This is a genomic window from Aurantibacter aestuarii (genome assembly GCF_003008425.1).
In the GTDB taxonomy this organism is placed as follows: Bacteria; Bacteroidota; Bacteroidia; order Flavobacteriales; family Flavobacteriaceae; genus Aurantibacter; species Aurantibacter aestuarii.
In genome coordinates, this window is record NZ_PXOQ01000009.1 from 864,362 (window position 1) to 888,318 (window position 23,957).

The window sequence follows — 23,957 nt, forward strand, 5'->3', positions numbered from 1 at the left end:
TTAGTTAGGGTTTTTTATTTAAAATTTATACTCTTTTAACGATTTAGGAAAATCTTCCGGATTTGCCGCTAAATAGTATCTTGGATCGTCTACATCTTCAACAATAACACTTCTAAATTTTGGACTTGCCTTATAAAGAAGAGCTTTACAATCCTCACTTAAATGCTTTAATTTGATTTGTTTATTTTCTGATTCATACTTCTCTACCAGATTAAATATAGCCTCTAAAGCAGAATGATCACTAATACGTGACTCTACAAAATCTATTTCCACTTTAACTGGATCATTTTTAACATCAAATTTATCATTAAAAGCTTGAATACTTCCGAAAAAAAGTGGTCCCCAAATTTCATAAACTTTAGTTCCGTCATCTTTAATTCGTTTTCTTGCTCTAATTTTTTTTGCATTTTCCCAAGCAAATACCAAAGCAGAAATAATAACACCTACAAAAACAGCAATTGCTAAATCGAATATAACTGTAACCGCAGAAACAATAATTAATACTGCTGCATCGCTTTTAGGGATTTTACGCATAATTCTAAAACTAGACCACGCAAAAGTTTCTATAACCATCATAAACATAACTCCAATTAATGCAGCAATAGGAACTTGTTCTATTAATTTATCAGTAAACAAAATAAAAGTTAATAAGGTTACTGCCATCATAATACCAGATAACCTTCCGCGTCCGCCCGCATTAATATTAATAACCGTTTGACCTATCATACCACAACCTCCAGTGCCTCCAAAAAGACCAGACACCATATTACCAGCACCTTGTGCAATACATTCTCTATTGCCATCTCCTCTACTTTCAGTCAATTCATCTACCAAATTCATAGTCATTAAAGACTCTATTAAACCTACAGATGCTGCCAAAAATGCATATGGCAATATAAATTGAAGCGTATCTAAATTAAATGGCAAATTTTGCCACAACTCTAAGTTTGGTGTTGGAAATTCGCCTTTTAAACCCGTTCCGCCACCTTCAATAATATAAGATCCAACAGTAGACACATTTAAATCTAAGCCAACAACAACCAACGTTGTAATAAATATAGCTGTTAAAGCAGCAGGGATTTTAGTAGTAATTCTTGGTAACAACCAGATAACTGCCATAGTTAACGCCACTAGACCTATCATAATATAAAGCTCAATTCCTTGCATAAAAGTACTTACATACTCTTTAACGCCATCAGAAGACACTTGTAACGATTTATGCGAAAACATTTTAACTTGTGCCCAGAATATAACAATAGCCAAACCATTTACAAATCCCATCATTACAGGATGTGGTATCAACCGCACAAATCGGCCCAACTTAAAAACTCCAGCAAAGATTTGAATTAAACCCATTAAAATAACACAAGCCATTAAATAAAAGAACCCCATGTTTTCCACAGGCTGGTCAAATAACATACCTTTCGTATGTCCATCTGCAATCATAGTTACAAAAATAACAGCTACTGCACCTGCAGCTCCAGAGATAAGACCTGGACGTCCACCAAATATTGCTGCAATTAAACCTATAATAAAAGCTCCGGAAAGTGCCATTAGAGGATCAATTTGAGCCACAAATGCAAACGCAACAACCTCTGGAATCATAGCTAAAGAAACAGTAATACCTGCCAGTACATCATCTTTAGCATTTGGCACGATTTTACGAATAAATTCTGTCATAATCTTTTAAATAAATGAAGATGCAAAAGTACGCTTAATTAAAAGATTCACAAATGGATATATGTATATTTGTGTTTAACCGATTCCACTAAACCGTTTTAGATGAAAAAAAGTATATATATTTTAGTATTACTCATAATCGCTTGTCAAAATAAGAAAGAGAGTTCTAAGTTTGATTTTACAACACGTTTTGAAAAAAGTAACGGTCTTGAAACTGCTACTTATGAAGAAATAATTTCTTTTTATAAGGCATTAGCTTCTACTTACCCTAATGTTACTATAGACTCTATTGGCTTAACAGACTCAGGAAAACCTCTACACGCAGTAAGTTTAAAACCAAAAGAAACTTCTGATGAGTTGGTGACATTACTTATCAATAATGGAATTCATCCCGGTGAAAGCGACGGAATTGATGCTACAATGATGCTTTTTAGAGACATCTTACAAGGTAAAATAAAGGCTCCAAAACATAATGAACTAGTAACTATACCTGTTTATAATGTTGGTGGTAGTTTAAATAGAAATAGCTCTACAAGAACCAATCAAAATGGACCAAAAGCTTATGGGTTTAGAGGAAATGCCAGAAACTTCGATTTAAATCGTGATTTTATAAAATGTGATACTGAAAATGCAAAAAGTTTCGCAAAGTTATTTCACTCCATTGAACCAGAACTTTTTATTGATAATCACGTAAGTAATGGAGCCGATTACCAATATACCTTAACCCACTTATTTACACAACATAATAAACTTAATGGTGTTTTAGGAAATTATTTACATAAAAATCTCATGCCAGGTTTAGAGCAAAAATTAAAGGAAAAGGATTGGGATATTACACCATATGTTAATGTTTTTAATAGTGTCCCTGAAAAAGGTTTTTCTCAATTTATGGATTACCCACGTTATTCCACAGGTTACACCACATTGTTTCACACACTTGGAATGATGGTTGAAACCCATATGCTAAAACCATACAAACAAAGAGTTTTAGGGACATATGAATTAATGCAGAGTATGATAGAAATTTCTGAAGCAGATTATTTAAAAATTATAGACCTTAAAAAACAACAGAGTTCATTTTACAAAACTTCGAAATCATACGCATTAGACTGGAAAATAGACACTACTAGACACACTACTATACAGTTTAAAGGATTTGAAGGTGAATTTATCGACAGTGAAATAACCGGGCAAAAACGCCTTAAATACGACCCAAATAAACCATTCACAAAGCCTGTAGTTTATCAAAACTACTTTGTATCAAGTAATGAAATAACAATTCCAGAAGCATATATTATACCTCAAGGCTGGCATGATATTGTAGAGTTGTTAGACTTAAATAAGGTGCAGTATGAAGTGCTAAAAAAAGATACACTTATTGAAGTTAGCCAATATAAAATTAAAAGCTATGAAACTAGGAATTCGCCATACGAAGGTCACTATTTACATTATAACACTAAAGTTAATAGCCTTAATAAAACGCTTGCATTTAAAAAAGGGGATTTGTTAGTTTTTACGAATCAAACAGCTGTAAGATATGTTTTAGAAACACTAGAGCCACAAGCTCCTGATTCTTTTTTTAACTGGAATTTTTTCGATACTATTTTACAACAAAAAGAAGGTTTTTCACCTTATGTTTGGGAAGATAAAGCTGTTGAACTGTTAAGTAGTGACCCAGAATTAAAAAATGAATTTGAATCAAAAAAAATAAATGATCAGAAATTCGCAGAAAACTGGTATGAACAACTCGATTGGCTTCACAAACAGAGCCCAAATTATGAAAACGCTCACATGACCTATCCTATTTATAGGATTGAGAAATAAGACGAAATAATTAACAAAATAGTTTAAAATAATTCTTATATATTTCTAAAAAATCAACACACATGAAACTATTAATAAAATCATTATTTATTTTTTTGTTACTCTTAAGCTGCAACAAAGAAAAAAAAACTATAACTATAGAAAAAGTTGATTGGGTAAAACACGAGATTAAGCTACCTCTATCTAATAGTTTAGAAACAGGCAAAACCTATTTATCTATCTATCCACAAATTTATAGTTTTAGTAAAAATAAAACACATGATCTAACCACGTTGGTTAGCTTAAGAAATGTGAGTGAAACAGATACCATTTTTATGTCCAGAGCAGACTATTTTAATACGCATGGAGATAAAATTGAATCTTATATTTCTAAATCGATATACTTAAAGCCGTTAGAAACTATAGAAATTGTAATTGAAGAAAATGATTCTAAAGGTGGAACTGGATCAAACTTTATATTTGAATGGCATAAAGAAAGAACGTCCAACGACCCGTTATTTGAAGCCATAATGAGCTCTACCATGGCACAACAAGGCTTATCTTTCACAACCCAAGGAGTAAGAATAAAATAGAATATGAAGGAGATTTTAACTACATTTTTCTTTTTAATTGCGGTAATAGACCCAATTGGGTCAGTTCCAGTTTATTTAGAGGCCACAAAGAAATTTGATAAATTTCATAAACGAAAAATTGCATTAAGAGCTGCTACTATTGCCTTTTTAATTTTATTATTTTTTATAGTAATAGGTCAACTTATTCTGGAAGGTATGCAAATCTCATTACAAGCGTTTCAAATTTCTGGAGGTATTATTTTATTTTTATTTGCTCTTACTATGGTTTTTGGAGACGGGAAACCAGAACAGGAAAAAAACCATATTACAGATTATAAACATGTTACTATTTTCCCTATTGCAATACCTTCAATTGCTTCACCTGGAGCTATAATGGCAGTTGTATTAATGACAGACAATCATATCTTTACCATCCAACAACAGTTTTTTACGACCCTACTTGTTCTAGGGGTAATCATTTTAACAGCATTAATATTATTAATAGCAAACCATGTCCAAAAAGCCATAGGTAGCTATGGAATTACAGTTATTAGTAAAATTATGGGGCTTATTTTGGCATCTTACGCAACACAAAGTATTCTAAGTGGTATAAGTGCCTATTTTAGTTAAATAACAGCTTAATATTAGCATAACTATTCTTCATAGCTTTAACAACCTCAGCTTCCTCTAACCACTCTACTTTGGTGATTCCTTCATTTTGTTGTGGGTTAAGTTTACCAGTATAATCTGAAGTCATATTGTACCAATGGGTAATTTTCAATCTATGTTTTCCTCTCTTTCTAAAAACATGATAAGTCACTGCTAACTTATCAACTATTTTAAGATTTTTAACGCCTGTTTCTTCTTCAACCTCTCGAATAGCGGTTTCCTCTATTGTTTCTTTTTTTTCAGCCTTTCCCTTAGGTAAATCCCACTTGCGCTTTCTGTAAATAAATAAAGTTTCACCTGCTTTATTTTTTACCATTCCGCCTCCTGCAATTACATTTGGCAATTTTTTGCAAAAATGTTTAAGTAAGGTCTTTTCGTTATGATGGATTAATCGGACAGAATTGTATTGTTTTTTTTTCAGAGTTCTTAAAACCCTTTTAATACTAACATCTTTAAGTAAAAAATTTTTAAAGTCGGTTTCTTTTTCAACTTTAGTCGTTAAAATAATAGGTTTATCGTTAACAAATACAAAATGCATACAAGCTATTTTTATATGAAGCGATAAAAGTATTAAAAAAAATACTAGAGAACGATTATTTATTAAATTCAGCTAAAAATTCTTCAAAATTTAAATTATAGTGTAATTTTGTAGTATGACAGTAGATAAGAATAGTTCTCGAGAAACCGCTAAAGCTTTGTTGCAAGTTAATGCTATAAAGCTACAGCCAAACCAACCATTTACATGGGCTAGCGGATGGAAGTCTCCAATATACTGCGATAATAGAATTGTGTTATCATTTCCTATTATTAGAAATTATATTAGAGAGGAAATGGCGAAATTTATTGAACAGAAATACGGTAGACCAGACGTTATAGCAGGTGTTGCAACAGGTGCTATTGGTATTGGGATACTTGTAGCCGAGTATTTAGGAATTCCGTTTATTTATGTGCGTCCAGAAGCTAAAAAGCATGGTAGACAAAACCAGATTGAAGGTTTTGCTGAAAGCGGACAAAATGTAGTGGTCATTGAAGATTTAATAAGTACAGGTAAAAGTAGTCTTGCTGCGGTAGATGCTTTAAAAGCTGCTAAATTAAATGTAAAAGGTATGGTTGCTATTTTTTCTTATGGCTTTGAGGTTGCTAAGAAGAATTTTGAAGATGCTCATATTGAATTACATACTATGAGTAACTACGAAGATTTATTAAGTCAAGCCTTAGAAACCAATTACATTTCGAAATCGGATTTGCAAACTTTATCCGACTGGAACGCCAATCCGGCAGAATGGAATGCTAATTGATATATACCGAAAAAACAAATAAATGAAATTAGAATCAAAAAAAACGATAGTAAATAAGTCGGCTCAAGAAACTTTCAACTTTTTAAACAATGTTGAAAATTTTAAAGCCTTAATGCCAGAAAACATAAGCAAATTTGAAGTTTTAGATAACGATAAATTTTTATTTGCTTTAAAAGGCATGCCTGAAATTGTTTTAAAACGTAAGGAAACAAAAGAACCATCTCAAATCGTTTTAGGCGCTGCTGGTGGAAAATTAGATTTCTCTTTAACAGCAAATATTACAGAATTAGAAGCCAATAACAGCGAAGTCCAACTTTTATTTGCTGGAGAATTTAATGCCATGATGGCAATGATGATTAAAGGGCCTATTTCTAAATTTATAGATACTTTAGCCGAAAATATGCCAAAAGCAGTTTAGTAAATTAATTTGACTTCTTTAAGATTAAATGATTTTATCACTTGATCTTCAAACTCTATAAAAAGTTGTCCATCTAAAGAAACTTTTTTTATAATTCCAACATATTTAGAACCTTCGACTTCAAACATCGAAGGTTTTTCTTTTCTAAAAAGTACGGCGTTATAATCTTTTAAAATGGTTTTAGCTCCTTCATTTTTTAGCCTTTCAAAATAATATTTTAAATTTTGAATAACATTAAGTAAAACTTCATCTAAAAAATATGTTTTACCTGTTAATTGTTTTAAAGAAGATGCTTGAGGTAGATAATTAAAATTTAATTGATTTACATTAATTCCTATACCAATTATTGAAGAGTTAATTGAGGTTTGACTTATAGAATTCTCAATTAAAATGCCACTTACTTTCTTTTTTTCTGCCAAAATGTCGTTTGGCCATTTAATTTGTACTTGTTTTAAATCTAAAATACATAAGCTCTTGTAAACTGCTAAAGCACTTACCATACTTAGAACAAATGCATTATCGATATCAATATTTAAATGGGTCTTATAGACACTAAAAGTAAGGTTTTTACCGCTTTCAGAATGCCATTCACTTCCCATTTGCCCCTTACCTTTTGTTTGATATTTGGAAACAACCACCGTAAAATCATCACAAGATTGCTTAGCAGACAATTCGCGCAAATAATCGTTAGTAGAATGAGTGGCATTAAGTTTGATTATACGCATAAAAAAGAATTATCTTTGCACACAAAATCTTTATGATTTTTTTTAGAAGCCCGCAAAGCTAAAATAATAACTTTGCAATAATTAATCACTTTAATGAGTAAAAATAAAAACAATTCTGACGACTTAATCGCGCATATTATTAGCGGCATAGAAGATGTTAAAGGGAAGGAAATTAACCTTTTAGATTTAAGAGAACTAGAAAATACAGTTTGCGACTATTTTATTATTTGTGAAGGAACCTCTAATACACAAGTAAATGCTATTGTAAGTTCCATACAAAAAAAAGTAAGTAAAGCCATAAAAGATAAACCTTGGCACGTAGAAGGTGAAAATAATGGCGAATGGGTTTTAATGGACTATGTAAACGTTGTGGTACATGTTTTTCAAAAACATATTCGTGAATATTATGATATCGAAGGTCTTTGGGGCGATGCAAAAACAACTGTAATAGAAACAAATTATTAAACAATTACATGGTAGATAAAAAAAATAAACCTGTACAACCAAAAAAACCTAAATTTAATCCCTATTGGATATATGGCGGATTACTGTTGGTTTTTATAGCAATACAAGTTTTTGGAAGTAGCATTGGAGACGCTACAAAAACAACTCCTTCTCAATTTTTTGAATTTGTTAGAAATGGAGATGTAGCCAAAGTGGTTATTATTAAAAATACCCGGGTGGCACAAGTTTACCTAACCACCGAGGCTGAACAGAAAAAAATTCACGAGAAAGGGAAACCTAATAATTTCAATTTACCTGGTGGTAATATCCCTAATTATACTTTTGAGTTTGGAGATCTTCAAAATTTTGAAAATGAACTTGATAATGTCTCTAAGGACTTACAACAAAAACCAGAAGTTGGTTTCAAAACCGAGAGCAGTACTTTTGGCGATTTGTTCTTAAGTCTATTACCAATAATTATTTTAGTAGCTGTTTGGATTTTTATCATGAAACGTATGTCCGGCGGTGGCGGCGGTGGTGCTGGAGGACAGATATTTAACATTGGTAAGTCTAAAGCTAAACTATTTGACGAAAAGACAGACGTTAAAACTACTTTTAAAGACGTAGCAGGTTTAGAAGGTGCAAAAGAAGAAGTTCAGGAAATTGTAGATTTTCTTAAAAATCCAGAAAAATACACTAATCTTGGTGGTAAAATACCTAAAGGCGCCTTGCTAGTAGGACCTCCAGGAACTGGTAAAACCTTATTAGCAAAAGCGGTTGCAGGAGAAGCCAAAGTGCCTTTTTTCTCATTATCTGGATCGGATTTTGTTGAAATGTTTGTGGGTGTTGGAGCTTCTCGAGTTAGAGATTTATTTAAACAAGCTAAAGAAAAATCTCCTGCTATTATTTTTATAGATGAAATTGATGCTATTGGGCGTGCGCGTGGTAAAAATGCAATGTCAGGTAGTAATGATGAAAGAGAGAATACGCTAAACCAGTTATTAACTGAAATGGATGGTTTTGGCACTAAAACAAATGTTATTGTTTTAGCTGCTACTAACCGTGCAGATGTATTAGATAAAGCATTAATGAGAGCAGGTCGTTTTGACCGTCAAATTCATGTAGATTTACCAAATTTAACAGAGCGTAAAGCTATTTTTGAAGTACATTTAAAACCACTTAAGAAAGCCGAAGGCTTAGACGTAAGTTTCTTATCTAAACAAACGCCAGGCTTTTCAGGAGCAGATATTGCCAATTTATGTAATGAAGCGGCTTTAATTGCAGCGAGAAAAGATAAAAAAGCAGTTGAAAAACAAGACTTCTTAGATGCAGTAGATCGAATTGTTGGTGGATTAGAAAAACGGAGTAATTTATTTTCTGTTGAAGAAAAGAAAACTATTGCTTATCACGAAGCAGGTCATGCTACAGTTAGTTGGTTTTTAGAACATGCAGATCCTTTAGTTAAAGTAACTATCGTACCGCGTGGTCGTTCCCTTGGAGCCGCTTGGTATTTACCTGAAGAAAAATTTATTACCCGTACAGAGAAATTTTTAGATGAAATTTGTGTAACTATGGGTGGTAGAGCTGCCGAAAAATTAATTTTTGGTAAAATTTCTACTGGTGCATTAAGCGATTTAGAAAGCGTAACCAAAAAAGCTAAAGCTATGGTTATGATATACGGTTTAAATGAAAAAGTGGGTAATGTTACTTTTTATGATCCAGCTGGTGAAAGTGGGTTTGTAAAACCTTACAGCGAAAAAACAGCTGAACTTATTGATAATGAAATTAAAAATATAATCGAAACTCAATATCAAAGAGCTATTGACCTTTTAGAATCTAAGAAAGACATTCTAAAACTTTTAGCCGAACGTCTTATTGAACGTGAAGTTATTTTTAAAGATGATTTGGAAGAATTATTTGGAAAAAGCCCCTTTAAGAACAATAATCCAGTAGAGGTTTTAGAAGAAAAGGAAGAAGAATAATTTTTTTATATAAAATTTCATTAAAAATCTCAGATTAACACTATGTTAATCTGAGATTTTTTTATATTTGAGTTAACCATATTTCTCAAATTTTACTTAAAAACCCTTAATGAGTATTTTTAATAAACTATTTGGTTCTAAAACAAAAAAGGAAAAAGACTCTCAAAATCAGGAAAGAGGCAAACACATGCCCAAAATAGAGCTGCCAATAGATGAGAAATTCATGATTGAGTTTAAAGAAAATGGCGGTAAATTTTTATACTGTTCGGACGAAAGTGAAGTACTTTCTAATTTTAAATGTATTTTAGATGAAAACAACTGGAAAAAAGCTTCTTGCTATATTAAAAAACCAGAATTAAATGAGTTTTTATCTTCTTTTAAATTAAACTACACAAAAAAAATAAATCAGGCAGAATTTTTTGTTACAAATGTTGAAGCATTAGTAGCAGAAGTTGGCGCCTTATTAATTTCATCTAATCAAATTGCTGAAATTAAATTACATGAATACCCTAAAAACATTATAGTTATTGCAAAAACCAGCCAAATTGTTAAAAATATTGGCGATGGTTTAACCGATATCAAAAATAAAAACAAGCCTAGAATACCTTCTAATATAACCACTATTCAAAACTTCAAAGAAAATGAGTCTGGAGATGAAAAAGACTTTTTAACTTACGGTAGTCATATTAAAAATGTGTATTTATTATTACAAGAAGATCTTTAAAAGATGAAAGAAACACTTCTTCGAGGCTTTTCTGGTTTAGTTTACATTGCTTTACTACTTCTCTCTTTTTTAAATGAGCACACTCTTATTTTAATTTTTTTTGTATTTGGTCTTATATGTATTTCAGAGTTTAAAAAACTGGTTCAATTAAGTCATTGGTCACCATACTTAATTTTTACCATTATTTATTTTGTTTTTGGATACTGGAAAATTTTTGTAAACTCTACATACGGATTAGATGTTGCCACTCAAATCCTTCAAGTTATTACTATTTTTGTGTTGTTATTTTTAATCAAAGATTTGTTTTCAGAAAAGACCATTCCACTATTTGAATTTAAAAAATACATTCTTACCACATTCTATCTTTCAAGTGCATTTGTATTTTTACCACTTATTACCAAATACGATGGTTTTTTTGATGTTTCTATTTTATTAGGTTCATTCATTTTAATATGGATCAATGACACCGCAGCTTACTTTGTTGGTAAGAATTTTGGTAAACAAAAATTATTCCCATCTGTATCTCCAAAAAAAACAGTAGAAGGCTTTTTAGGTGGTGTTTTTTTTGCTTGTGTTGCAAGTTTCTTTATTTCATTATATACATATGATGTTTCTTTTAATAGCTGGCTTATTTTAAGTATTATTGTAAGCACAACCGGAACTTTAGGTGACCTTATAGAATCCAAGTTTAAAAGACAGGCCAATGTAAAAGATAGCGGTACTATAATGCCTGGACATGGAGGGCTTTTAGATCGATTAGATAGTATTATATTTGCCGCACCATTTATCTATTTATTTTTAAGAATTTTAAGACATGTTTCATAAAGAAGGCTATAAAATTATTGCTGTAACATTTATTCTAGTTATTGGCTTTTACTTAATTACAGATTATTACGTAGTTAACAATTGGTTGAGATGGCCCATATTTGCTATCTTAGGATTATTTCTTATTATAATCTTACAGTTTTTTAGAAATCCTAAAAGAAATACGCAGCTAAGTGAAAAAACAGTAACTTCTCCTGTAGATGGAAAAGTAGTTGTTATTGAAGAAGTATATGAACCTGAATTTTTTAAAGATAAGCGATTACAGGTAAGTGTATTTATGTCTCCAATTAATGTACATGTTACTAGATATCCAATAAGCGGAAAAGTAACCTATAGTAAATATCATCCAGGAAAATATCTAGTAGCTTGGCACCCAAAAGCAAGTACTGAAAATGAGCGAACTACGGTTGTTGTAGAGAACGAAACTTTTGGGGCGGTACTATACCGTCAAATTGCTGGTGCTTTAGCCAAACGTATTGTAAATTATGCTACTACGGAAGATAAAGTTATTCAAGGAACAGATTCAGGATTTATAAAATTTGGTTCTCGTGTAGATTTATATTTACCTTTAGGTACAAAATTAGACGTTTCTCTTAATCAAAAAGTAAAAGGAGGAGAAAGTATTATTGCATCTTTACAATGACAGATGAAGAATTAAATAAAGCTTTTGAACTTGCGGTAGAACGCATCAATAATTATAAGGAACCTTATCCTGCAGACTTACTATTGCGACTTTATGCCTATTATAAAAAGGCTACAAACAATTATAATAGACCTAGTAGTAAAAAGCAAATTATAAATGCCTTTAAAACAAATGCTTTATTTCAAATTCAAAGCGTCGATAGTAATGAAGCTAAAAAAGCTTATATTGAATTAGTTGACAACTATTTTTTATACCGTAAATAAAATGAACTTAGATACTCTATTAATTATGCCCTTAATTACAGGTGCTATTTTTTGTGCTACTGGTATAATTATGTATTATTTTCCTCCCAAAAATATAAACGCACTTTACGGTTATAGAACTCCAAAATCCATGAAAAATCAAGAGCAATGGGATTTTGCTCAAATATATAGTGCTAAATTATTAATAAAACTTGGTTTAGTGCTTTGTTTAAGTAGTGTTATAGGTTGTATGTTTACAATTGAAGAACCTCTTGGATTAATTTTAAGTATGGTACTTCTCTTAACGACTGTTGCCCTAATATTAATTTTTACTGAAAAAGCAATTAATAAAAAGTTTAACTTGTAAAAAAACTAATTACTTTTTAACACAAAATCTAAAACATGTGTAGAGCTTCCATTAGGAAAACTAATCCCTAATAGAGCTGAAATTGTTGGAGCAATATCGGTTATTTCAGTTTTTTGAAATGTCTCACCGGAAACAATACCAAATCCATAAAAAAGTAAAGGGACATGTGTGTCGTAATTTAAGGCTGAACCATGCGTAGATCCTGTTGGTCCATAACTAATATAATTAGGCTGTGTTACATAAATTACATCTCCAGAATATTTTTGATTATAACCATTTTGCAATAAATACTCTAAATTATTTTTAAAAGCACCTTCTCTAATACTCTTTGACGTATAAGATTTATAGATAAAGTCAAAATTCATTAACTCTTCAACTATAGCATTTTGAATAGCTTCAAAATTTAGATTGTAGTCTAATATCTCTTGTCGATTTAAGAAAATCTGATCGTTACTAATATTAGTAATTAAACCCGAAAAATTAAACCTTTCTATTAAAAACTGATTTAGTTTTCTCTTTAAACTATCGTCTTCTATATATCCCGCAGGAATTTTTTTACTTTTTAAATAATTTGGTACATCAATAGCGCCATGGTCTGAGGTAAGAAACAATGTGTAATTGTTTTTACCTATGCTTTTATCTAAATAATTTAAAAACCGTTCTATATCCTTATCTAATCGAATATAGGTATCCTCTATTTCTTTTGAATTTACTCCAAAATTATGACCAATATAGTCGGTACTCGAATAGCTTACGGTTAATACATCAGTAAAATCATCTTTTCCAAGATTTTCATTTTTAATTGCTTCAATTGCAAAATCCGTTAGCAAACTATTTCCAAAAGGCGTAGATTTAATTATATCTACATCACTGGCATTTCCACTTAAAGACTTTAAATCGTAAGGAAAAGTTGCTGTTTTCTTACCTGGAAAACCACCTTCAAAAGTATTTAAATCTTCGCCACTTTCAGTATAGGATTTAATGTCATAGAATGTATCCCAAATAGTTAAATAATCCTTTACTCTTCCAGATTTATTGAATTGATTAACCCATTCTGGCAACTCATTAAAGTAGTATGAACTAGAAATAAAAAGCCCTTCGTCTCTACCATGAAACCAATATGCTGCATTAGCGGCATGACCTGCTGGCAAAATAGCTCCTCTATCCTTTAAGGAAACTCCTATTGTTTTTCCTTTAAATTGAGTAAACAATCTATTTTCATCTCCAAAGGTACTTGTCTTCATTCGAGATGGTGACATTTTACCTGCTTTATTTAAAGTTCCTACAGAGTTTATGGTTTCATCTCCTGCGCAGTACACATACTCATTCAAAAACTTATCATGCCAATTATTTCCAATTATAGCATGTGTTTTTGGAGTAGCTCCCGTAAAAATTGATGCATGACCAGGTCCGGTATAAGTAGGCACATAGTTGTAATGATTGTTTTTACAATTAAAACCCTTTAACATAAGTTTTTTAAAACCACCTTCACCATATTTATTATAAAATCGTGTTAAATAATCGTAGCGCATTTGGTCTACTACAATTCCTATAACTAATTTTGGTTTTGCTAATTTTACAGTATCACTAAACTGGAGTTTAAGCGTATTCGGATTTGAAGCGACTCCATCAAAGCTTAAAAGAAGTATAATAGAAAAAAGTATACGTATCATAATTATAAAATAATATTTTCAAAAATACTTAAATAATGTGTTTTCGATGTGATATTATAGTTAAATACCATTAAGAATTTTATACTTTAGCACTAATTAAATACTTATGCATTATCTTAAACAAATAGGTTCCTACTTCTTAATGGTTGTAGAAATGTTTCGAAAACCAACCAAGTGGTCGGTAATGAGACGTTTAATATTAAAAGACATTGATGATTTAATTATTGGATCTATTGGTATTGTTTCATTTATCGCATTTTTTGTGGGAGGAGTTATAACTATTCAAACCGCATTAAATATAGACAATCCTCTAATACCAAAATCTTTAGTTGGTTTTGCTACAAGACAATCTATTATATTAGAATTTGCCCCTACTTTTATTTCTATTATTATGGCAGGTAAAGTAGGCTCTTTTATAACTTCTAGTATAGGTACTATGCGTGTAACAGAGCAAATTGACGCTTTAGAGGTTATGGGGATTAATTCTATTAACTATTTAGTATTTCCAAAATTTATAGCTCTTACCCTATATCCATTTATTATTTCTATTGCGATGTTTTTAGGTATTATGGGTGGTTTAGCGGCATGTGTTTTTGGAGGATACTCCACTTATGAAGATTTTATTACAGGTGTGCAACTCGATTTTATTCCATTTCATATTGTTTATGCCTTTATTAAAACTTTTGTTTTTGCATTTATTTTGGCTACAGTACCATCTTTTCATGGTTATTTTATGAAAGGTGGCGCTTTAGAGGTAGGACAAGCGAGTACAACGTCTTTTGTTTGGACTAGTGTAACCATTATTTTATTAAACTATGTATTAACCCAAATACTTTTAAGTTAAGATGATAGAAGTTAAAGATTTACAAAAGTCGTTTGGAGATACTAAGGTTTTAAAAGGAATTACAACCACGTTTGAAACCGGAAAAACGAACTTAATTATAGGACAAAGTGGTTCTGGTAAAACCGTTTTTTTAAAATGTTTATTAGGCTTGTTTAATTATGAAGAAGGCAGTATTGCTTACGATGGTAGTATTTTTGCTAAATTAAGTGAAGATGAAAAACGGAATATGCGAGCAAAAATAGGCATGGTATTTCAAGGAAGCGCACTTTTTGATTCAATGACGATTGCTGAAAATGTGATGTTTCCTCTCAGAATGTTTACCAAACAAAGTAAAAGTGAGATGAGAGATCGCGTAGATACCGTATTAAACCGGGTTAACTTAAGCGATGCTCATAATAAAATGCCTAGTGAAGCTTCAGGTGGTATGCAAAAACGTGTTGCAATTGCTCGTGCTATTGTAAATAACCCTAAGTATTTATTTTGTGATGAACCTAATTCTGGATTAGATCCTAAGACCTCAATGGTTATAGATAATTTAATTCAAGAAATTACTCAGGAATATAATATTACTACTGTAATAAATTCTCACGATATGAATTCTGTAATGGAAATTGGCGAGAAAATTATTTTTTTAAAAAATGGTTTAAAAGAATGGGAAGGTTCTAAACACAATATCTTTAAAACAGAAAACGAAGCCGTTACTGACTTCGTTTACTCCTCAAATTTATTTAAGAAAGTTCGTTCTGTTTACATTGAAAATGATTCTAAAAAAACACATTAATCACGTTTAATTACAACATTTTTAGCTTTTAATCGATCTGTTAACCAAGCTTTTAAATCAGTTTCTGTTTTAATTAATAAACTATCTTTTAAACGGTTATTCCATTTAACTTTTGCTAAAGTTATTGTATCAAGCTTATTAAAATCCTTTGTTTCTAGCATTGTTGCATATCCAAATGACTCTAGGTTAGAAAATTTAATTTTAGCATCCTTTGCCACATCTTTAAAATAAGCGGGATTTGCCTGAGAAGATTTTAGGCGAGAAATCGTACGCTCTAAACTATCCATTTTACTTTGTAAACCACCAATTAAAATATCTTTTTGCTCCAAGTCTATTGTAGCTTTATCATACATTGTCATAATTAAATCTGCGCTTCTTGTATCATTACTATTAATAACCAATTTAAAATTTTGGATATTCTCATAATCTTTTAAGTCGTTATTTAAACTTGTCATCATTTCTTTAGAAACACTACCATTAAAAAACAGTTTAATTTGTTTTTCTTGCATATCTAAAGTGTCTCTTTGCAGCCATAAATCATCATTAGATTTAACTTCATTTTTCATAAAGTTTTTATAATCACGTTGGTATTTGGTTTCTGTTAAAACATTTATAAAAGTCCAAATAGCCGGAATCATAACAACAATTGCAACCAAAGATGCCAATTGTGCAATACGCTTACGCTTTTTAGAATTAGCATATTTAAGCATAGGAAAGCGTAAAACTTTTAAAACCACAAAAGCTGCTAGACCAATAAAAATAGTATTAATGGTAAATAAATACATCGCTCCCCAGAAGTAAGCCATATTATTTGCCAAGCCGTAACCTGCAGTACATAATGGTGGCATTAATGCGGTAGCAATAGCTACTCCAAAAATTACTGAGGCAATTGTACCTTTCTTCGTTCTGGCAATCATTAATGCTGCACCTCCAAAAAAGGCAATTAAAACATCCCGAATATCTGGTCTTGTTCGCGCAAATAGCTCGGATGTTTCTTCACTTAATGGAAATAATTTAAAAAATAAAAATGCGGTTAATAAACTTAACACAATCATTGTAGCTAAGTTGATTAAAGATTTTTTAAGCGTGTCAATATCATTTATAGCCAAGGATAACCCCATTCCTAATATAGGTCCCATAAGAGGAGAAATTAACATGGCTCCAATAACCACAGCGGTAGAATTGGCATTTAAACCAATTGACGCTACAAATATTGAACACACTAAAATCCAAGCGGTAGCTCCTTTAAAGGGAATATCGGCTTTGATAGCTAAAATAGTGGCGTCTCTATCCGTATCATCCCTGAAGTCTAATAATTCACTTAAGAATCTAGAAATACTAGCAAAAAGTCCTGCTGCATCTTTTTTTACAGCTGCCTTGTTGCTTTCAGTCTGATTCTGTTTGTCTTCTTCCGAAAAATTAAACTTATTTTCTTTGTTAGCTGGTTTTTGTTCTTCCATATATCAAAACATTAGTGGTTAACCTAAATGCTCTCCAAATTCAGATTTCACATCTTGTAAAACCTTTTTTATATCTTGTTCTTTAGCTTTTGGATAAATAAGTAATACGTCTTCTTTATCTACTATAATATAATTACTTATCCCATCTACCACAACTACTTTTTGCTTTGAAGTTCTAATCATATTACCTTGAGCGTTATGAGTTAATGTTTTTGCATTAACTACTGCGTTGCGGTTATAATCTTTATCCAATTTATCGTATAAACTACCCCAAGTACCAAGATCATTCCAATCAAAAGTAGCTGGTAAAACATAGACATTAGGCGAAGTTTCTAAAATAGCATAATCTACAGAAATATTTTCTGCCTTATGATATTGTTCTTCAATAAATTTAGCTTCTTCTTCGGTATTATACACATCAAAAGCATTATTAAACAAATTAAATAAATCAATCTGGTTGGTTTCAAATGCTTTTAAAACAGAATCTACAGACCACACAAATATACCAGCATTCCATAAAAAGTTTCCTTTAGACAAAAAGCTTTGAGCCGTTTTATAATCTGGTTTTTCCCTAAACTGATTTACTTTTTTAATCGGTCTTGTTTCTTCCTTATTAAATTCTATATAGCCAAAACCAGTATTTGGAAATGTAGGGGTAATTCCCAATGTCATTAACGCATCTGTATTTTCACAAAACTGAAAAGATTGTTCAACATCTTTTACAAATAAGTTTTCATTCTCAATCCAATGATCACTTGGTGCTACTAACACTAATGCATTTGGATTTTTCTTTTTAATCTTTAAAGAGGCATATAAAATACAAGGTGCCGTGTTTCGCATTGCAGGCTCTAAAACTACTTGCTCTTCAGAAATTTCAGAAAGTTGTTCTAACACCAGACTATTGTATTGCTGATTTGTTAAAATATAAATATTCTGTTTTGGTATAACTTTGGATAACCTTTTAAACGTTTTCTGTATAAGTGTATCTCCAGTACCTAACATATCATGAAATTGCTTAGGAAAAGATTCCGTACTTACAGGCCAAAACCGAGATCCGACACCGCCTGCCATTATTATAGCGTAATAATTACTATTCATTAAATGCGTTTTTTCTATTGTTGCAATATATTAATTTAACTGCAGACTATTTTATTTTAAATATATTTTTAAACTCCAGCTCGAAGTACTTCTACTTCTGCATTTGGATGAAACAAATACGTTCTCTTAGTATTAATTTCTATACACTCAATACGTGTTCTACGCACCTGTCCTCTAGTAAACATACGCTCATTTTTCATTTTAAATACAGTTCCTGGAGCCAGATGACTAACAAAAACAAGATGAGTTGGTGGATCATATTTTTTTAATGCTGCAGACAGTGTTATATCAGAATCACTACTAGCTTTGGGATTTTTAAAATGCCTTGCTAGTAATGGAAGTAAATGATTTGGAAAAACCTCTGGGTTGATAAAGGGCAACATTAAATGCTGAAATGTATGTTTCCACTCTATACCATGTGGTTTTATAGCTCTACCATATTTTTTAAAGGCTTCATAATGGGCAATCTCATGAATAAGGGTCATTAAAAAACGATACGTATTTAAATTGTTGTTTATTGAAATTTGATGTCTTCCATTTGGAAGTTTCCTGTAGTCACCATGACGCGTCTTACGTTCATTTTTTATAATAACATCCAAATTATCCTTGTCCAACAATGTTAAAACCCTTGTATAGGATGCTTCAGGTAAATGAGATTTTAAATATTGTGTCATAAGTATGTAACAAATATAATCTTAAAGTCTAAAACTAAAAAAACCCCATAAAAATGGGGTTTTTAACGCACTAATACTACTAAGATATAAGGTTTAACGCAACCTATCTACAGATTTTACAAGATCTTCATCCTTTTTGATGGCTTTATTAGCTAACACTAATAAAACGATAGAAACAAATGGAAGAAGCATCCCAATACCTTTCTCAGAAACCATAGTTTCTCCAGATAAATTTAGCGATTGGTAAACGAAAAATCCTAGTAAAATTAAGTTTAATATGATATTTAGTCGTCCCAGTACAAACTGAGATTTTCTATCTTTAAATTTAAATATGGTAATAATTGCCAATAAAGCGATACTCAAAAAAGCAGAAAATATTATTGGCTTATCTATTGCAAAAACCAATTCATCTTCATTTTTCCACAAATTAAATACAAATATTAGACCACTAGAAACTATTGCTACCAATAAAAGATAAATCGTTTGTATACGCTGTAACATTAATATTATTTTAATTTTACAAGTACAAATGTATCACTTCTTTTTTATAAAATAATGTAATAACTAAAAATAAAGTTGTATAATTGCAATAAGAACGTGCAACACATTAGCTTACACGTTTTTAAATCTTCAAAATTATTTTTTTTGATTGTCTTCAAAAAATAATCTTATAAATTCATATTATCAAGTTAATTAAACATAGATGTTTGAAATCTCACAACTAAAAGCATTAAAACTTCCTGAATTACAGGAAATTGCAAGTAAACTAAAAGTTCCTAAATACAAAACCTTAAAGAAACTAGATTTAGTTTACCAAATTCTCGACTATCAGGCTGCAAACCCTAAAAAAGTTATTGAAGTCGCGGAGGATACAATTAAGAAAGAAACTCCTAAAAACAACTCAGCTTCAAAAACAACAAAACCAAAAAGAGCAAGAGTTCAAAAAACAGACCATCCGTCTGAGAACACTTCGTCTCAAAAAGCTAAAGTTGGAGCACCAGACAAAAGTGCTGCTCCTAAACCTAGTACAGCAAAAAAACCTGCAAGTACTAAAAAAGAAGTAGAAAAACCAAATCCAACAGCGGATAAACCAAAAACCAATCAGCCACAGCATCCAAAAGCTAAAAAAGAAGTTAGTTCTAAAAACACTAACAGAAATAATAATAATAATAATAATAGCCACAAGCAAAACGGTAACAAGGATACCCGTAACCGCTACAGAGAACCAGATTATGAGTTTGATGCTATTATTGAAAGTGAAGGAGTCCTTGACATCATGCAAGATGGCTATGGTTTCCTAAGAAGTTCAGATTATAACTATTTATCTTCTCCAGACGATATTTACGTTTCACAGTCTCAAATACGTTTATTTGGACTAAAAACTGGAGATACTGTTTTAGGACAGGTTAGACCACCAAAAGAAGGTGAAAAATATTTCCCTTTAATTAAGGTAAGTAAAATTAATGGCCAAAACCCTAATGTGGTTAGAGACCGTGTAGCTTTTGAACATTTAACGCCTTTATTTCCTCAAGAGAAATTTAATATTGCAGAGAAACAAAGTACCATTTCTACACGAATTATGGACTTGTTTTCCCCAATTGGAAAAGGACAACGTGGTATGATTGTATCACAACCTAAAACTGGTAAAACGATGCTCCTTAAAGATGTAGCTAATGCAATTGCTGCAAATCACCCAGAGGTGTATCAAATGATTTTATTAATTGATGAGCGCCCTGAAGAAGTTACAGATATGCAACGTAATGTAAGAGGCGAAGTTATTGCTTCTACATTTGACAAAGAAGCTCATGAACACGTTAAAATTGCCAATATTGTCTTAGAAAAAGCTAAAAGATTAGTAGAATGCGGACATGATGTAGTAATTTTATTAGATTCCATTACACGTTTAGCACGTGCATACAACACCGTGCAACCTGCATCTGGAAAAATACTTTCGGGAGGTGTAGATGCCAATGCTTTACACAAACCAAAACGTTTTTTTGGAGCAGCTCGTAATATCGAAAATGGAGGATCTTTAACCATTATTGCTACTGCTCTTACAGAGACTGGGTCTAAGATGGATGAAGTAATCTTTGAAGAGTTTAAAGGTACTGGTAATATGGAATTACAATTGGATCGTAAAATTGCCAATCGTCGTATATTCCCAGCTATTGACCTAACCTCATCGAGTACTCGTAGAGATGATTTACTTTTAGACGAAAATAATGTACAGCGTATGTGGGTTATGAGAAAGTATTTAGCCGACATGAATCCTGTTGAGGCTATGGAGTTTATTAATGAACGTTTTAAACAAACTAGAAATAACGAAGAGTTTCTAATTTCTATGAATGGTTAATTTTAGAAATCAATATAAAAAAAGCCTGAAACTTAATTGTTTCAGGCTTTTTTTATTCGGTTTAAATCTTTCTTAATAATCAAGCAGCATTTGCTTGTATTCTCTTAAATCTGAAATATTAGATTTGTTGACTAAATTCTTTGTCAACATAATAACATACTGTAAACTTTCAACCGGATTTAACTCTGTAGTCGCAACCTCTTCAACATCTTCATCAAAAGCATCATCTTCTAGCATAGGGATTAAAAAGGTACCGTTTGCTTCTATGTGTTCATAAGTCAATCTTAAAACTTTTACCACTAAAGGTTGCTCCTCCTCAATAGCATAAGCTCTAAGCGCTTTAATATCTTCAATTAATGTATCATTTTCAATTCCTTTGGCATTAATATTAGATATAATTTTATCTACCAGTTTGAGAGCTTTTGGATTTTTCAAAGTAAATGGTGTTTATGGTTTTTTGTGAGTCGCAAATTTAAGAAATTATTACTCAAATCTTATGGAATATTAACCAGATTTATTAATGAATTTATAATTGTGATTAGTTACACTTAGAAACAAAAAAACCCTTTCAATTTAATGAAAGGGTTTTAAATAATGTGATAAATTTAAAACTATAAAGTAGCAACGTGTTTTGCTAAGCTAGATTTTAAATTAGCTGCTTTATTAGCATGAATAACATTTTTCTTAGCTAGTTTATCTAACATAGAAACAACAGTTGGAAAAAGAGTTTCAGCCTCTTTCTTATCCGTTAATTCACGGAAACGCTTTACAGCATTACGAGTTGTTTTATGCTGATATCTGTTTCTAAGACGTTTAGCCTCGTTACTTCTAATTCTTTTTAATGCTGACTTATGATTTGCCATTATACTTTTTTGTTTAAAAAATTGTAGCCCGTAGGGGAATCGAACCCCTCTTACATGGATGAAAACCATGCGTCCTAGCCGATAGACGAACGGGCCATTATTTTAATGAGGTGCAAATATAAAACGAAAATTTTACTTTACAAATTTTTTCCTCAGAACTTTCAATCAAATTATTTTGTGATTGCGGGTGCAAAGATAGAACTAATTTTCACTTTTGCAATACTTAAATTAAAAAAAATGAAATTAATATGCTTTTGCAAATAAAACACGTGTTTTAGATGGTTTCCCAGAATATATACAAACACCTTCTTCTGCTTTAAAACTATCTGGAATACAACGTGTTGTCGCTTTTGTAAGCTCTTTTATTTTGTTCTCTGTTTCTATAGTACCATCCCAATGTGCTGAAATGAATCCTCCTTTAGTTTCCAAAACCTCTTTAAATTCTTCAAAAGAATTAACTTCAGTAATATGACTGTTTCTATAATTTAAAGCTTTATCAAAAAGAGTTTTCTGAATATCTTTTAAAAGTCCAGTCACTTTTTCTGTTAGTGTTGAAATATCTACTGTTTCTTTAGTAAGCGTATCTCTACGAGCCAATTCTACGGTGCCGTTTTCCAAATCTCTAGCGCCTATTGCTAATCGTAATGGAACTCCTTGTAATTCGTGCTGAGCAAACTTAGCACCAGGACGTAAAGTATCTCTTTTATCAAACTTAACAGATACTCCTGCTGCTCTCAACTCTTTACTAATAATATTTACTTTATCCTGTATCGCTTCAAATTGCTCCTCATTTTTAAAGATAGGCACAATAACTACTTGATGTGGTGCTAAGTTAGGAGGTAACACCAGACCTAAGTCATCACTATGCGTCATTATTAAGGCTCCCATAAGTCTTGTTGAAACCCCCCAAGATGTAGCCCATACATAATCTTGTTTCCCTTCCTTATTTGCAAATTTTACATCAAATGCTTTAGCAAAATTCTGCCCTAAAAAATGAGACGTTCCTGCTTGTAAAGCCTTGCCGTCTTGCATTAAAGCTTCAATACAATAAGTCTCGTCTGCTCCTGCAAAACGTTCGCTTTCTGTTTTTCTACCTTTTATAACTGGTATGGCCATAAAATCCTGAGCAAATGTTGCATAAACATCATTCATTAATTCTGCTTCTTGAATAGCTTCAGCTTTTGTTGCATGTGCTGTATGTCCTTCTTGCCATAAAAACTCTGCTGTTCTTAAAAATAAACGTGTACGCATTTCCCAACGTACTACATTTGCCCATTGATTTATTAACAATGGTAAATCTCTGTAAGATTCAATCCAACCTTTGTAAGTATTCCAGATAATAGCTTCACTTGTAGGTCTTACCACTAACTCTTCTTCAAGTTTTGCATTAGGATCTACACGTAATTTCCCTGGATTATCAGGGTCGTTTTGAAGTCTGTAATGTGTCACTACTGCACACTCTTTTGCAAAACCTTCGGCATTTTTTTCTTCAGCTTCAAACAAACTTTTAGGTACAAAAAGAGGGAAATAAGCATTTTCATGCCCAGTTTCCTTAAACATACGATCTAACTCAGCCTGCATTTTTTCCCAAATTGCGTAACCATAAGGTTTTATAACCATGCAGCCTCTTACAGCTGAATTTTCAGCTAAATTAGCCTTAACGACTAACTCGTTATACCATTTTGAATAATCTTCTGTCCTACTCGTCAATTTTTTGCTCATATACAGGGGTTTGGCACAAATATTGTGATCTAGTTAAATATTATTAAAGTTCGTACAAAACTAAGTAATTTTTGTTATGTTCGACAATAAAAACAAA

26 protein-coding genes and 1 tRNA gene are annotated in these 23,957 nt (G+C 31.4%); 15 read left to right on the plus strand and 12 right to left on the minus strand.

The features are described 5' to 3' along the window. Positions 1 to 18: 18 nt before the first annotated feature. On the minus strand, positions 19 to 1,680 hold the full coding sequence (locus C7H52_RS10615; RefSeq protein ID WP_106463875.1) for a SulP family inorganic anion transporter: 1,662 nt from the start codon (positions 1,678 to 1,680) through the stop codon (positions 19 to 21). A 102-nt stretch (positions 1,681 to 1,782) separates the two neighbouring features. Here C7H52_RS10615 and C7H52_RS10620 point away from each other — a divergent pair, with 102 nt between their 5' ends. The 3 genes from C7H52_RS10620 (at position 1,783) to C7H52_RS10630 (ending at position 4,685) form a co-directional block, all read left to right on the plus strand. Next, positions 1,783 to 3,504 carry a M14 family metallopeptidase gene (locus tag C7H52_RS10620; RefSeq protein WP_106463876.1) on the plus strand — a complete coding sequence of 574 codons (1,722 nt, stop codon included), beginning with the start codon at positions 1,783 to 1,785 and terminating at the stop codon, positions 3,502 to 3,504. 62 nt (positions 3,505 to 3,566) lie between these two features. After that, positions 3,567 to 4,076, plus strand: a complete 510-nt coding sequence (locus C7H52_RS10625) for a DUF3124 domain-containing protein (RefSeq protein WP_106463877.1) — start codon at positions 3,567 to 3,569, stop codon at positions 4,074 to 4,076. Positions 4,077 to 4,079: 3 nt separating this feature from the next. Beyond that, positions 4,080 to 4,685 (plus strand): MarC family protein, encoded by a 606-nt coding sequence (locus tag C7H52_RS10630; RefSeq protein WP_106463878.1) that lies wholly within the window; start codon positions 4,080 to 4,082, stop codon positions 4,683 to 4,685. On the opposite strand, the gene C7H52_RS10635 is transcribed toward C7H52_RS10630, so the two are convergent. Next, a complete protein-coding gene (locus C7H52_RS10635) occupies positions 4,678 to 5,262 on the minus strand; it encodes an NUDIX hydrolase (RefSeq protein ID WP_106463879.1) in 585 nt (194 codons plus the stop codon). The genes C7H52_RS10630 and C7H52_RS10635 overlap by 8 nt on opposite strands. 115 nt (positions 5,263 to 5,377) lie before the next feature. Between C7H52_RS10635 and pyrE the strand changes: the two genes are divergently transcribed. Then, positions 5,378 to 6,022, plus strand: coding sequence for an orotate phosphoribosyltransferase (gene pyrE, locus C7H52_RS10640; RefSeq protein ID WP_106463880.1), 645 nt, complete (start codon positions 5,378 to 5,380; stop codon positions 6,020 to 6,022). A 22-nt stretch (positions 6,023 to 6,044) separates the two neighbouring features. Next, positions 6,045 to 6,440: an orotate phosphoribosyltransferase gene (locus C7H52_RS10645; protein ID WP_106463881.1), complete on the plus strand. Its 396-nt coding sequence runs from the start codon at positions 6,045 to 6,047 to the stop codon at positions 6,438 to 6,440. On the opposite strand, the gene C7H52_RS10650 is transcribed toward C7H52_RS10645, so the two are convergent. Next, on the minus strand, positions 6,437 to 7,165 hold the full coding sequence (locus tag C7H52_RS10650; RefSeq protein ID WP_106463882.1) for a biotin--[acetyl-CoA-carboxylase] ligase: 729 nt from the start codon (positions 7,163 to 7,165) through the stop codon (positions 6,437 to 6,439). The genes C7H52_RS10645 and C7H52_RS10650 overlap by 4 nt on opposite strands. Positions 7,166 to 7,258: 93 nt before the next feature. Between C7H52_RS10650 and rsfS the strand changes: the two genes are divergently transcribed. The 7 genes from rsfS to C7H52_RS10685 all read left to right on the plus strand — a co-directional run bounded on the left by rsfS (position 7,259) and on the right by C7H52_RS10685 (position 12,392). Further along, positions 7,259 to 7,630 carry a ribosome silencing factor gene (rsfS, locus tag C7H52_RS10655; RefSeq protein ID WP_106463883.1) on the plus strand — a complete coding sequence of 124 codons (372 nt, stop codon included), beginning with the start codon at positions 7,259 to 7,261 and terminating at the stop codon, positions 7,628 to 7,630. Between the two features lie 8 nt (positions 7,631 to 7,638). Continuing rightward, positions 7,639 to 9,591: an ATP-dependent zinc metalloprotease FtsH gene (ftsH, locus tag C7H52_RS10660; protein WP_106463884.1), complete on the plus strand. Its 1,953-nt coding sequence runs from the start codon at positions 7,639 to 7,641 to the stop codon at positions 9,589 to 9,591. Positions 9,592 to 9,700: 109 nt separating this feature from the next. Further along, the gene (locus C7H52_RS10665) at positions 9,701 to 10,315 is read left to right on the plus strand and encodes an LUD domain-containing protein (protein WP_106463885.1); all 615 of its coding nucleotides are present in this window, start codon (positions 9,701 to 9,703) and stop codon (positions 10,313 to 10,315) included. 3 nt (positions 10,316 to 10,318) lie between these two features. Further along, positions 10,319 to 11,140 (plus strand): phosphatidate cytidylyltransferase, encoded by an 822-nt coding sequence (locus C7H52_RS10670; protein ID WP_106463886.1) that lies wholly within the window; start codon positions 10,319 to 10,321, stop codon positions 11,138 to 11,140. Continuing rightward, positions 11,130 to 11,783: a phosphatidylserine decarboxylase family protein gene (locus C7H52_RS10675; protein WP_106463887.1), complete on the plus strand. Its 654-nt coding sequence runs from the start codon at positions 11,130 to 11,132 to the stop codon at positions 11,781 to 11,783. The genes C7H52_RS10670 and C7H52_RS10675 overlap by 11 nt, the downstream gene beginning before the upstream one ends. Continuing rightward, positions 11,780 to 12,046 carry an acyl-CoA-binding protein gene (locus tag C7H52_RS10680; protein WP_106463888.1) on the plus strand — a complete coding sequence of 89 codons (267 nt, stop codon included), beginning with the start codon at positions 11,780 to 11,782 and terminating at the stop codon, positions 12,044 to 12,046. Before C7H52_RS10675 ends, C7H52_RS10680 begins: the two co-directional genes overlap by 4 nt. Before the next feature lies 1 nt (position 12,047). Beyond that, a complete protein-coding gene (locus C7H52_RS10685) occupies positions 12,048 to 12,392 on the plus strand; it encodes an SdpI family protein (RefSeq protein WP_106463889.1) in 345 nt (114 codons plus the stop codon). A gap of 5 nt (positions 12,393 to 12,397) precedes the next feature. Here C7H52_RS10685 and pafA read toward each other — a convergent pair whose 3' ends face one another. Next, on the minus strand, positions 12,398 to 14,065 hold the full coding sequence (pafA, locus tag C7H52_RS10690) for an alkaline phosphatase PafA (protein WP_106463890.1): 1,668 nt from the start codon (positions 14,063 to 14,065) through the stop codon (positions 12,398 to 12,400). 106 nt (positions 14,066 to 14,171) lie between these two features. Between pafA and C7H52_RS10695 the strand changes: the two genes are divergently transcribed. Both C7H52_RS10695 and C7H52_RS10700 read left to right on the plus strand, forming a co-directional pair. Next, on the plus strand, positions 14,172 to 14,909 hold the full coding sequence (locus tag C7H52_RS10695; RefSeq protein WP_106463891.1) for an MlaE family ABC transporter permease: 738 nt from the start codon (positions 14,172 to 14,174) through the stop codon (positions 14,907 to 14,909). Between the two features lies 1 nt (position 14,910). Then, positions 14,911 to 15,690, plus strand: coding sequence for an ABC transporter ATP-binding protein (locus C7H52_RS10700; RefSeq protein ID WP_106463892.1), 780 nt, complete (start codon positions 14,911 to 14,913; stop codon positions 15,688 to 15,690). Here the strand turns inward: C7H52_RS10700 and C7H52_RS10705 are convergent. The 4 genes from C7H52_RS10705 to C7H52_RS10720 all read right to left on the minus strand — a co-directional run bounded on the left by C7H52_RS10705 (position 15,687) and on the right by C7H52_RS10720 (position 19,423). Next, positions 15,687 to 17,150, minus strand: coding sequence for a DUF389 domain-containing protein (locus C7H52_RS10705; protein WP_106463893.1), 1,464 nt, complete (start codon positions 17,148 to 17,150; stop codon positions 15,687 to 15,689). The genes C7H52_RS10700 and C7H52_RS10705 overlap by 4 nt on opposite strands. 18 nt (positions 17,151 to 17,168) lie before the next feature. Continuing rightward, the gene (locus tag C7H52_RS10710; protein ID WP_106463894.1) at positions 17,169 to 18,248 is read right to left on the minus strand and encodes a mannose-1-phosphate guanylyltransferase; all 1,080 of its coding nucleotides are present in this window, start codon (positions 18,246 to 18,248) and stop codon (positions 17,169 to 17,171) included. Between the two features lie 68 nt (positions 18,249 to 18,316). Beyond that, positions 18,317 to 18,922 (minus strand): SprT-like domain-containing protein, encoded by a 606-nt coding sequence (locus C7H52_RS10715; RefSeq protein WP_106463895.1) that lies wholly within the window; start codon positions 18,920 to 18,922, stop codon positions 18,317 to 18,319. 93 nt (positions 18,923 to 19,015) lie between these two features. After that, a complete protein-coding gene (locus C7H52_RS10720; protein ID WP_106463896.1) occupies positions 19,016 to 19,423 on the minus strand; it encodes a DUF4293 domain-containing protein in 408 nt (135 codons plus the stop codon). Between the two features lie 202 nt (positions 19,424 to 19,625). Between C7H52_RS10720 and rho the strand changes: the two genes are divergently transcribed. Beyond that, positions 19,626 to 21,275, plus strand: coding sequence for a transcription termination factor Rho (gene rho / locus C7H52_RS10725; RefSeq protein WP_106463897.1), 1,650 nt, complete (start codon positions 19,626 to 19,628; stop codon positions 21,273 to 21,275). Between the two features lie 72 nt (positions 21,276 to 21,347). On the opposite strand, the gene C7H52_RS10730 is transcribed toward rho, so the two are convergent. From C7H52_RS10730 to proS, 4 genes are all read right to left on the minus strand, one after another. Next, positions 21,348 to 21,710 (minus strand): hypothetical protein, encoded by a 363-nt coding sequence (locus tag C7H52_RS10730; RefSeq protein ID WP_106463898.1) that lies wholly within the window; start codon positions 21,708 to 21,710, stop codon positions 21,348 to 21,350. 176 nt (positions 21,711 to 21,886) lie between these two features. Further along, a complete protein-coding gene (rpsT, locus tag C7H52_RS10735; protein WP_106463899.1) occupies positions 21,887 to 22,138 on the minus strand; it encodes a 30S ribosomal protein S20 in 252 nt (83 codons plus the stop codon). 24 nt (positions 22,139 to 22,162) lie between these two features. After that, positions 22,163 to 22,234, minus strand: a tRNA-Glu gene (locus C7H52_RS10740). 147 nt (positions 22,235 to 22,381) lie between these two features. Then, entirely contained in the window at positions 22,382 to 23,860 is a 1,479-nt protein-coding gene (gene proS, locus C7H52_RS10745; RefSeq protein WP_106463900.1) for a proline--tRNA ligase, read from the minus strand. Positions 23,861 to 23,957: the final 97 nt, after the last annotated feature.

What these genes read in the sequence shown, in the direction of transcription:
- C7H52_RS10695 (WP_106463891.1), top strand. Translation starts at nt 14,172, where the DNA reads ATGCATTATCTTAAACAAATAGGTTCCTACTTCTTAATGGTTGTAGAA.
- C7H52_RS10665 (WP_106463885.1), top strand. Translation starts at nt 9,701, where the DNA reads ATGAGTATTTTTAATAAACTATTTGGTTCTAAAACAAAAAAGGAAAAA.
- C7H52_RS10720 (WP_106463896.1), bottom strand. Translation starts at nt 19,423, where the DNA reads ATGTTACAGCGTATACAAACGATTTATCTTTTATTGGTAGCAATAGTT.
- rho (WP_106463897.1), top strand. Translation starts at nt 19,626, where the DNA reads ATGTTTGAAATCTCACAACTAAAAGCATTAAAACTTCCTGAATTACAG.
- C7H52_RS10630 (WP_106463878.1), top strand. Translation starts at nt 4,080, where the DNA reads ATGAAGGAGATTTTAACTACATTTTTCTTTTTAATTGCGGTAATAGAC.
- C7H52_RS10635 (WP_106463879.1), bottom strand. Translation starts at nt 5,262, where the DNA reads ATGCATTTTGTATTTGTTAACGATAAACCTATTATTTTAACGACTAAA.
- C7H52_RS10675 (WP_106463887.1), top strand. Translation starts at nt 11,130, where the DNA reads ATGTTTCATAAAGAAGGCTATAAAATTATTGCTGTAACATTTATTCTA.
- pafA (WP_106463890.1), bottom strand. Translation starts at nt 14,065, where the DNA reads ATGATACGTATACTTTTTTCTATTATACTTCTTTTAAGCTTTGATGGA.
- C7H52_RS10625 (WP_106463877.1), top strand. Translation starts at nt 3,567, where the DNA reads ATGAAACTATTAATAAAATCATTATTTATTTTTTTGTTACTCTTAAGC.
- proS (WP_106463900.1), bottom strand. Translation starts at nt 23,860, where the DNA reads ATGAGCAAAAAATTGACGAGTAGGACAGAAGATTATTCAAAATGGTAT.
- C7H52_RS10715 (WP_106463895.1), bottom strand. Translation starts at nt 18,922, where the DNA reads ATGACACAATATTTAAAATCTCATTTACCTGAAGCATCCTATACAAGG.
- C7H52_RS10670 (WP_106463886.1), top strand. Translation starts at nt 10,319, where the DNA reads ATGAAAGAAACACTTCTTCGAGGCTTTTCTGGTTTAGTTTACATTGCT.
- rsfS (WP_106463883.1), top strand. Translation starts at nt 7,259, where the DNA reads ATGAGTAAAAATAAAAACAATTCTGACGACTTAATCGCGCATATTATT.
- C7H52_RS10710 (WP_106463894.1), bottom strand. Translation starts at nt 18,248, where the DNA reads ATGAATAGTAATTATTACGCTATAATAATGGCAGGCGGTGTCGGATCT.
- C7H52_RS10650 (WP_106463882.1), bottom strand. Translation starts at nt 7,165, where the DNA reads ATGCGTATAATCAAACTTAATGCCACTCATTCTACTAACGATTATTTG.
- rpsT (WP_106463899.1), bottom strand. Translation starts at nt 22,138, where the DNA reads ATGGCAAATCATAAGTCAGCATTAAAAAGAATTAGAAGTAACGAGGCT.
- pyrE (WP_106463880.1), top strand. Translation starts at nt 5,378, where the DNA reads ATGACAGTAGATAAGAATAGTTCTCGAGAAACCGCTAAAGCTTTGTTG.
- C7H52_RS10680 (WP_106463888.1), top strand. Translation starts at nt 11,780, where the DNA reads ATGACAGATGAAGAATTAAATAAAGCTTTTGAACTTGCGGTAGAACGC.
- C7H52_RS10705 (WP_106463893.1), bottom strand. Translation starts at nt 17,150, where the DNA reads ATGGAAGAACAAAAACCAGCTAACAAAGAAAATAAGTTTAATTTTTCG.
- C7H52_RS10620 (WP_106463876.1), top strand. Translation starts at nt 1,783, where the DNA reads ATGAAAAAAAGTATATATATTTTAGTATTACTCATAATCGCTTGTCAA.
- C7H52_RS10685 (WP_106463889.1), top strand. Translation starts at nt 12,048, where the DNA reads ATGAACTTAGATACTCTATTAATTATGCCCTTAATTACAGGTGCTATT.
- C7H52_RS10615 (WP_106463875.1), bottom strand. Translation starts at nt 1,680, where the DNA reads ATGACAGAATTTATTCGTAAAATCGTGCCAAATGCTAAAGATGATGTA.
- ftsH (WP_106463884.1), top strand. Translation starts at nt 7,639, where the DNA reads ATGGTAGATAAAAAAAATAAACCTGTACAACCAAAAAAACCTAAATTT.
- C7H52_RS10700 (WP_106463892.1), top strand. Translation starts at nt 14,911, where the DNA reads ATGATAGAAGTTAAAGATTTACAAAAGTCGTTTGGAGATACTAAGGTT.
- C7H52_RS10645 (WP_106463881.1), top strand. Translation starts at nt 6,045, where the DNA reads ATGAAATTAGAATCAAAAAAAACGATAGTAAATAAGTCGGCTCAAGAA.